Annotated in this window: 6 protein-coding genes; 2 read left to right on the top strand and 4 right to left on the bottom strand. The window is 73.8% G+C overall.

Annotation, left to right across the window (positions count from 1 at the left end; all coding sequences use genetic code 11):
* A partial coding sequence (locus GTW67_RS16370) for a DUF1203 domain-containing protein (RefSeq protein WP_161165556.1) occupies nucleotides 1-480 on the top strand: 480 nt, incomplete at its 5' end.
* Here the strand turns inward: GTW67_RS16370 and GTW67_RS16365 are convergent.
* On the bottom strand, nucleotides 453-1,355 hold the full coding sequence (locus GTW67_RS16365) for a LysR substrate-binding domain-containing protein (RefSeq protein WP_161165555.1): 903 nt from the start codon (nucleotides 1,353-1,355) through the stop codon (nucleotides 453-455). The genes GTW67_RS16370 and GTW67_RS16365 overlap by 28 nt on opposite strands.
* 95 nt (nucleotides 1,356-1,450) lie before the next feature.
* Between GTW67_RS16365 and GTW67_RS16360 the strand changes: the two genes are divergently transcribed.
* Complete coding sequence (locus tag GTW67_RS16360; RefSeq protein ID WP_161165554.1) at nucleotides 1,451-2,668, top strand: MFS transporter; 1,218 nt, start codon at nucleotides 1,451-1,453, stop codon at nucleotides 2,666-2,668.
* A gap of 23 nt (nucleotides 2,669-2,691) precedes the next feature.
* On the opposite strand, the gene GTW67_RS16355 is transcribed toward GTW67_RS16360, so the two are convergent.
* The 3 genes from GTW67_RS16355 to GTW67_RS16345 form a co-directional block, all read right to left on the bottom strand.
* Entirely contained in the window at nucleotides 2,692-3,708 is a 1,017-nt protein-coding gene (locus tag GTW67_RS16355; protein ID WP_161165553.1) for an aspartate-semialdehyde dehydrogenase, read from the bottom strand.
* Nucleotides 3,709-4,098: 390 nt separating this feature from the next.
* Nucleotides 4,099-7,395 (bottom strand): S8 family serine peptidase, encoded by a 3,297-nt coding sequence (locus GTW67_RS16350; RefSeq protein WP_161165552.1) that lies wholly within the window; start codon nucleotides 7,393-7,395, stop codon nucleotides 4,099-4,101.
* Nucleotides 7,396-7,717: 322 nt separating this feature from the next.
* Nucleotides 7,718-8,755 (bottom strand): hypothetical protein, encoded by a 1,038-nt coding sequence (locus GTW67_RS16345; protein WP_161165551.1) that lies wholly within the window; start codon nucleotides 8,753-8,755, stop codon nucleotides 7,718-7,720.
* Between the last annotated feature and the right edge of the window lie 255 nt (nucleotides 8,756-9,010).

Genomic DNA, 9,010 nt, shown 5'->3' with positions numbered 1-9,010 from the left:
TACACCGCACGACCCATCGCACCGGACGTCCTGAAGGAACTGCGCACCGCCGACGACGCGGGCCGCGTCCCCGCCCCCGTGACCGACGACGAGGGCGGCGCGCCCCTGCGCTGCTGTCTGCGCCGCAGCCGCCCCGGCGAGCGGATCGCCCTCGTCTCCTACGCCCCGCTGCGCCGCTGGGCGGCGGCGACGGGCGCCGACCCGGGCGCGTACGACGAACAGGGGCCGGTCTTCGTCCACGCCTTCGCCGAGGAGTGCGCGGGACCGGAGACGGACGGCCTGCCCTTCACCAACTCGCACCGCGTCCTGCGGCGCTACTCCACCGACGGACGCATCCTGGGCGGGCGCCTGATCGGGGACCCCGGCGCCTTCCCCTACGCCCTCCGGGAAGCGTTCGACGACCCGGCCGTGGCGCTCGTCCACGTCCGGGCCGTCGAATACGGCTGCTTCCTCTACGAGGTCCGCAGGGCCGGGACCTGAGCGGGGCCGTCCGGCTCCGCCGCCACCGCCCGCGCGAAGGCCCGCACCGTCTCCGTCTCCCGTTCCCGGTGCCACACCAGGCCCAGCGCCGAGTCCGGCAGGCCCTCCACGGGCACGAAGGAGACGTCCTCCCGGCGGTGGCCCGCGGCCGTGGGGCGGCACAGCAGCAGCCCGCCGCGCCCCGCCGCGACCAGGCTCAGCCCCTCCTGGAGCGTCGTCACCTCGGGCCCGGGCAGCTCGCCCGGTGCCTGCACGGCCCGCCAGTACGCGGGCGCCGGGGGAGCGGGCCGGATCAGCGGCACGGACGCCAGCTCGGCCACCGTGACGCGGGGGCGGCCCGTGAAGGGGTGGTCCGCCCGGACGGCCACCGTCTGCTGCCGCAGGGAGAAGACCGGGCCGAGCACCAGGTCCCGTTCCTCGACCGGCAGCAGCACCACGGACGCGTCCACCGTCCCCTCGCGCACCGCGCCGAACGGGTCCGCGAGCGGGATCTCCACCAGCTCCGTCCCACAGCCCGGATGGGCCTCCTGGAAGGCCGTCACCGCCCGCACCAGCCGGGCGTCCGCCGTCCCCTGGAAGCCGAGCCGCAGCGTGCCCCCGACACCCCGCGCCGCCGACCGCGCGTCCTCCACCGCCGCCCGCAGCGCCGCGTACGCCGGTCGCAGGTCGGCCAGGAACCGTTCTCCCAGCGGCGTCAGCTCCACCCGGCGGCTGGTGCGGTGCACCAGCGTCGCCCCGATCCGCCGCTCCAGCGACCGCAGGAGCTGGCTCACCCTGCTCTGCGAGACGAACAGCCGCTCGCCGGTCCGGCCGAAGTGCCGCTCCTCGGCCAGGACGAGGAAGCACTCCAGTTCCCGTGTCTCCAGTCCCGCCACCGCGCCCTGCCTCCCCGCGATCGATGAGTCACGCTCATGGAAGCGTGAGGTCTTCGCCGTTGTTCCCGCCGCCCGGCCGCCGAAGGGTGGAGGGCATGTCCTCCACGACCACGAACTCCCCGCCGTCCGGTGCGCCGTCCGCCGGCGCGCCCCGCCGTCCGTGGGCCGCGGTGCTCACCGTCGCCGCCGCGACCTTCACGGTCGTCACCACCGAGATGCTCCCCGTCGGCCTGCTCACCTCGCTCTCCGCCGGCCTCGGCGTCTCGCCCGGCACGGCGGGCCTGGCCGTCACCCTGCCCGGAGTCGTCGCCGCGGCCGCCGCGCTGCTGCTGCCGGTCGCCGTGCGCCGTGCCGACCGGCGCCGGGTGCTGTGCGTCCTGCTGCTCCTGCTCGCCGCCGCCAACCTGCTCTGCGCGCTCGCCACCGGCTTCGCCGTCCTGCTCGCCGCCCGCACCCTGGTCGGCGTCTGCATCGGCGGGGTGTGGTCGGTGGCGGCGGGGCTCGCCGTACGGCTGGTGCCGGCGGCCTCGGTCGGCCGGGCCACCGCGGTCGTCTTCAGCGGCATCGCGGTCGCGTCGGTGCTCGGCGTGCCCGCGGGCACCTTCCTCGGCGAGGTCGCCGGCCGGCGGTGGGCGTTCGCCGTGCTGGCCCTGCTCGCCCTCGCCGTCGCGGGCGCCCTGGCCCTGCTGCTGCCGCCGCTGCCCGCCGAGCGGCCGGTGCGCCCCGGCGCGTTCGGGCGGCTGCTGCGCTCCCCGCGCTTCGCCCGCGGCCTGACGGCGGTCGCGCTGCTCGTGACCGGCCACTTCGCCGCGTACACCTACGTCCGCCCCGTCCTCGAACGTGTCCCCGGCACCGGAGCCGGCCCGGTCAGCGCCCTGCTCCTGGTCTACGGCCTGGCCGGCGTCGCCGGCACCTTCGCCCTGGGCGCGCTCGCCGCCCGTGACCCGCGCCGGGCGCTGCTGACGGTCTCGGCCGGCATCGCCCTCGCCGTCGCCCTGCTGATCCCCGCCGGCGCGTCGCTCGCCGCGTCCACCGCCCTGCTCGTCGCCTGGGGGCTGCTGTACGGGGGTGTCTCGGTGTCCGCGCAGAGCTGGCTGTCGGCCGCCGCCCCCGAGGCCCGCGAGGCGGCGTCGGGGCTGTTCGCCGGGGTGTTCAACGCGGCCATCGCGCTCGGCGCGTTCACCGGCGGCCGGGTCGCGGACGGGCCGGGCCTCGCGTCCGTCCTCGGCCTGGGCGCCGGGCTGGCCCTGCTCGCCCTCGCCGCCGTCGCCCGCGCCGGGCACGCCGAGGGGGCGGTCACCGGCACCCGGTGACCGCCCCCCGGGACGGGTGTCTCCTAGCCCTTCAGCTCGGCGGCCACCAGCTCCGCGATCTGTACCGCGTTCAGGGCCGCGCCCTTGCGCAGGTTGTCGTTGGAGACGAACAGGGCGAGGCCGTTCTCCACGGTCTCGTCCTGGCGGATGCGGCCCACGTAGGAGGGGTCCTGGCCGGCCGCCTCCAGCGGGGTCGGCACCTCGGTCAGCGCGACGCCGGGGGCGCCGGCCAGCAGCTCCTTGGCGCGCTCCACGGTGAGCGGGCGGGCGAAGCGGGCGTTGATCTGGAGGGAGTGGCCGCTGAAGACGGGCACGCGCACGCAGGTGCCGGAGACCTTCAGCTCCGGGATCTCCAGGATCTTGCGGGACTCGTTGCGGAGCTTCTGCTCCTCGTCCGTCTCGTGCAGGCCGTCGTCCACGATGGAGCCGGCCAGCGGCAGCACGTTGTACGCGATCGGCGCCACGTACTTGTCGGGCTTCGGGAACTCCACCGCCGAGCCGTCGTGGGTGAGCTTCGGGGCGTCGTCGCCGACCTTCTTGACCTGCTCGAACAGCTCGTCCACGCCGGCCAGCCCGGACCCGGACACCGCCTGGTACGTCGCGACGACGAGGGCTTCGAGGCCCGCCTCCGCGTGCAGCGGACGCAGGACCGGCATCGCGGCCATCGTGGTGCAGTTCGGGTTGGCGATGATGCCCTTGGGGCGGTCGGTGATCGCGTGCGGGTTCACCTCGGAGACCACGAGGGGGACCTCGGGGTCGCGGCGCCAGGCGGAGGAGTTGTCGATCACCACGGGGCCCTGCGAGGCGACCTTCTCGGCCAGCGCCTTGGAGGTCGCGCCGCCCGCGGAGAACAGCACGATGTCCAGGCCGGAGTAGTCGGCGGTGGCCGCGTCCTCCACCGTGACGCCGTCCAGGTCCTTGCCGGCGCTGCGGGCCGAGGCGAACAGGCGCAGCTCGGTGACGGGGAAGTCGCGCTCCGCGAGGATCCTGCGCATGACCGTGCCGACCTGACCGGTGGCTCCGACGATTCCGACCCTCACGGTGACTCCTTCTGGTGACGTGCGTGCACCCGGCCGGGCGGGCGGGGCCCTTCCATCATGTGCGGAATCCCGGTCGGTGTGTCCAATCGTTTGCCCGAGGGATGGACGGGAAACCCCCGCCGGCGCGCGATCTCGCTCACGTGGCTGCCGGTCGCCCGCACGTGGTAAATCCCTTCCGCGATGTGGTACGGGCCGGAAGTTGCGGTGACCTTCCGTCCTGGGAAGAGGTTTTCGGCCCACGGGCAGAGGTGCCGACGCCGTCCGTGGGAGGGTGCGTTACCCCGGTGACGCGCCCGGTGTGACGTACGACTCCCCGGGCGGTGCCCACCGGCATGCGAAGGGGGCGGGCACCCACCGGGCGCCCGCCCCCTCAGGGCCTGCCGTACCGGACTACGGCACGACCGTCCCGATCCGTACGCTGCCGAGGCCCGCGACCGTGCCGCGGGCGTTCACCAGCTGGACCTGGCCGAAGAACTCGCGGCCCTCCGGCGCGGCGGCCAGCGCGGTCACGCCGCCCGAGACCGTCGCCGAGGCGCCCGTGCCGAGCTTCACCGGCGTCGAGCCGTCCACGGTGACCGAGCCGAGGGACGCGGCGAAGTACACGTCCCGGTAGTCGTACTCGGTGGCGCCGGACGGCACCGAGTAGCCCGCGACCTCCACGGTGTACGTGCCGGCGGCCGGGGACGTGATCGACACCGACTCCTCCGAGTCGCCGTCGGCGGACTGCGCGACGACGGCGCCGTCCTTGGAGACCGTCAGGTCCAGGTCGGCGGCCGCGTCGGAGACGCCCCCGATGGCGACGTCCAGCGACGCGGCGCCCGCGGGCACCTCGACCGTGGACGTGGCGGTCTCACCCTGCTTGATCGTCGGACGGGACGTCTCGGCCGAGCCGAGCGGGCCGCCGACGAGCTTGCCCTCCAGGGCGGCGTACTGGTTCGTCACCGTCCAGGACGCGTCCGCCGGGACACCCGCCTTGGCCTCGGGCACGGTCACGACCGCGGGGTCGAAGACGGCGCCGAGGACCGTGGCGTCCAGCGTGTAGGGGTTGTCCAGCAGCGGCGAGGTGCGCCGCGCCTCGACCTCGATCTCCCAGACGCCGGGCCGCGGGTCGGCGTACGCGCGCACGTCGGGCCGGCAGCCGTTGCCGTCGAGGTAGTTGTTGTAGCACTTCGGCGTGGAGGTGTCGTCGACCGCGACGCCGTACGGGTGGATGGCGATGAACCGGGTCTGGCTCTTGTCCTTCAGCCCGCCGATCGCCACCTCCAGCGTCTTGGCGCCCTCGGGGACGGTCACGAAGTACGACTGCGTGCTGTTGCGCTGCACGGAGTTCTTCGCGGAGAAGGTGTACTTCAGCGGCGCCGAGACCACGACCGTGGTGAGGACCTGCTTGTCGATGCCCTCGGTGCGCGGGTCGTCGACCTCCAGGATCGCGCTCTTGAGACCCGCGGAGCCCGGCCGCGCCTCGACCTTGACGGTCACCGGCTTGTTCAGCGGCAGCTTCACCTCGTCGGAGCCGACGATGCGGAAGGTGCGCCCGGCGTTGTTCTCGAAGTGCAGCTCGTGCCGAACCGCCTTGTCGGCGCCGGACGTACGGGTCAGCGTGATCTCGTACGTCTTCTTCTGGCCCGCCTTCAGGCCGCCCTCGCGGTCGTACAGGCCGGTGCCGTAGCCCGGGGTCTTCAGGAACTGGTCGATCGCGGTGTCGACCGGCGCCTTGACCGTGTAGTCGTGGGCGGTGGCGCCGCGCTTGATCGCCCGCCAGGCGTCGGGCACGTTGACCAGGCCCGCGCCCTCCTCGTACGCCTGCACGCCCTGGATGTGGTCCGCGGTGGAGGTCAGCGCGGTGCGCAGCTTCGCCGGGGTCAGGTCGATGCCCTCGCGCTTGGCGGCGGACAGCAGCAGCGCGGAGGCGCCGGCGGCCTGCGGGGAGGCCATCGAGGTGCCCTGGAGCATGCCGTAGCCGGCCGGCAGGGTGTAGCCCGCCTCGGGGACGGGGGCGCCGGGCAGCCAGGTCTGGATGGCGTTGACCGCCGCGCCGGGCGCGGTGAGCGTCGGCGTGAACCCGCCGTCCTCACGCGGACCGCGCGAGGAGAACGGCATCATCGCGTACTTCGTCTTCACCTCGGAGCCGTAGTTGGCCGCCCAGGTCTCGCGGGAGATGGACGCGCCGACCGAGATGACCTTGTCGGCCAGGCCCGGGTCGCCGATGGTGTTGGCGCCGGGGCCCTCGTTGCCCGCGGAGATCACCAGCTGGACGCCGTAGGTGTCGATGAGCCGCGTGTAGAGCTCGGCGCGCGCGTTGTTGCCGTCGTTCAGCGCCGGGAGGCCGCCGATCGACATGTTGACGATGTCGACGCCGCGGTTGACGACGAGGTCGATCATGCCCTCGGTGAGCGCGACGTTGGTGCAGCCGCCGGACCAGGAGCAGGCCCGCGAGGAGACGATCTTCGCGCCCGGAGCCGCGCCGTTCATCTTGCCGCCGAACAGGCCGTTGGCGGAGGTGAGACCGGCCACGTGGGTGCCGTGCTCGGACTCGATGACGCCGATGTTGACGAAGTCGGCCTTGGCGCCGGCGTCATTGAAGACGACGTCCTTGCGGATCTCGACGACGAACGGCTGGCGCTCGGCCACGTCCGTCTTCGGGTCGTCGGTGCCGAAGTACCCGACCTGGAAGCCGTCCTTGTACGGCTTCATCGCGGTGTCGTCGGTGAAGTCGTGGTTGTTGTTCAGGTCGACGCGGACCGTGCCGGCCTTGGCGTCGTACAGGACGCCCCAGGAGTCGGTGGTGTCGCCGTCCCGGTTCGCGTCGCCCTTGGCGTCGCCGCCGGCGGTGACGGACTCGCGGAAGACGTTGACCTGGTAGGACCCGGCGGGCGCCGTCCAGCTCTGGCCGCCGTAGGTGAAGGCGGGGCCGGAGACCGCGGTGTCCATGCGGCGCCAGGTGCCGTCCCCGTCGACGACCGGGTCGGTCGCGGTGACCCAGTCGACGATCTTGCGCTCGCCGGTGGTGGTCTTCTGGAGCGCCGGGTGGGAGAGGTCGACGCCCGAGTCGAGGATGCCGATGGTGACGCCGCGGCCGTCCGCCTTCGGGTTCTTCTTCACGAAGTCGACGGCGCCCGTCTCGAAGGACGGGTTGTACGGGTTCTCGGCGGGGGTCTTCCGGTCCGGCGCCGGGTACGAACGGCCCTTGGCGGAGGCGCCCTTGGCGGTGTCCGCGCTCGGCGTCGGGTCGTCCAGCGGGATCTCGTCGCGCAGGTCGATGCCGTGCACGGAGGAGAGCTTCGCGGCGGCGGCGATGGCCGCGTCCGCCTTGGCGGTGGGGACGGTGGCGCGGACGTAGCCGAGCTTGTCGTAGGTGCGGCCCACGGAGCCGCCGCCGACGGCGTCCAGCTCCTGGGCGACCTGCTCGGTCTGGCCGGGCGCGGTGGCGACCATCAGCGTGACGCTCTTCGTGCCGTCGGCCTTCGCCTCGGCGAGCCGGTCGGCGTCGTCCGAACCGAGCTTGTCGTGCGCCGACTTGACGGAGGCGTCGGCCGGCGGAACGGTCCCGGTGCCCGGGCCGTCGGCCGCGAGGGCCAGGGGTAGCGGCCCGGCCGCGGAGAGCGCTGCGACGAGACCCGCGGCCACGGCTATGCGGGCCGCGCGTCTCGCGCCCGGTATCGGTTCGCGCTGGGGGGTGTGGGTCATCTGCATCCCTTGGTGGTGAAGGAACGAGCGTGTACGACCAGGGCCGATCGGTCCTGGCCGAAGCGGTCCGGAATGCGATCCCGGACGACCGCTCAGCCTTACGCAAGGGATCAGTGTTTGGGGAGAGTTGTCCGTGACGTCTGGGAGTCATGGCGTACTTCCGCCATACGCCATCGGGGACGTAAGGGACGGCCGGTGACAATCCCGTGGCGCGGGACGAGGGCGGGGAGAGGGCGGGAGCGGCCGGACATGAGGAGGGACCGGCGGGCAGTCGCGCCCGCCGGTCCCTCCTCTCCCCTCCTGATGCTGCCCCGGTCCGTCACTACCGGGGCAGCACCACGACGTATGCGGCGGGTTCCCTGTCTCCGGCCGCCATCAACGCCGTTCGCACCACGGCCGCCTGGTGCTCCAGTGACTCCCGCAGCTTGCGCGGCGTGACGTGCACGACCGTGATGCCCAGTCGTTCCAAGTGCTCGCGCTTGCGGGCGTATTCCGACCACAGCGCGTCGTCCTCCTGCCGGTGCGCGCGGGTGTCCAGCTCCAGGGCCACCGCCTGCTCCGGCCAGTAGGCGTCCAGACCGCCGAGGTGGGGGCCGCCGGGCAGCCGCAGATCGACGTTCCACACCGGGTCCGGCAGGCCGTGCTCGCGCACCATCCGGTACAGGCGCTGCTCCGCGATCGCCCGCCCCTCGGCCACCAGCGAGTCCACGGCGTCCACCACGTGCGGCCGGTTCAGCAGCCGGGCCCGGTTCAGCTCCCGCACCACCGCCGCGGGTTCGCAGTGCCCGCCGCGCACCGCCTCCGTGAGCAGCCGGCGGACGACGCCCGCGTCCGCCAGCCCCGCCACCGCGTCGGCCAGAGCACGCGCCACCGGCGCCACCGGCACCCCGGTGACCTGCTCGGCGGCGGGCAGCGCGGCGGTGCGCACGATCCGCGCGCAGCCCGTCGAGCGCAGCCGGCGCATCCGCGGCACCAGGACGTCGATGGCGTCCAGGGACGGCAGCGGGGGAGCGCCGCTGAAGCCGTGCAGGGTCAGCGCGGCCAGACCCGTGATCACCGCCTCCGCGTAGGCGGGGCCCGGCGACCCCTCCGCGCCGGGCTGGACCGGCACCCCGGCGGCCCGCTCCCGCGCCGCGTACAGCAGGACCGCGTGCAGCCGCTCGTCGCTGGTGGGCGGACCCGGGTGGAGCAGCACGACGTTCGGCAGGAGCTGCTGCCAGGGCCCGCCGGGGCGGCACTGCTCGTTGGCCTCGGCGGCCGAGACACCGTGGGCCCGCAGCTGAGCGGCCGTCATGAGCCGGCGCCGGCCGTCGGCCAGGTGGTGGAGGGGGCGGGGGGAGAGCGGGGTGTTGTGCGTCATGACCGGGGCCTTCCCGCGCCGGATCCACCCCTTAACCGCTGTTACAAGCCCATCGCCGAATCCGGACAAGCCCGTCCTAAAGGACGGGTGTTCGGATGCCGAAAACCCCTGGTCCGCGGCAGTGCGACCCAGGGGTTACGGCCACTCCGGCCCGAATTCCGTAACGATGACGGAACGCCCAATCATTGGCCAAGGCTAGGTGCTCTCAGTACGCCGGCCAGCGGGCGCCCCGAAGGGGCGCGGGGAACTGCGCGA

This window comes from Streptomyces sp. SID5910, from assembly GCF_009862125.1.
Taxonomy (GTDB): Bacteria; Actinomycetota; Actinomycetes; order Streptomycetales; family Streptomycetaceae; genus Streptomyces.
This window is presented reverse-complemented; position numbering and strand designations above follow the sequence as displayed.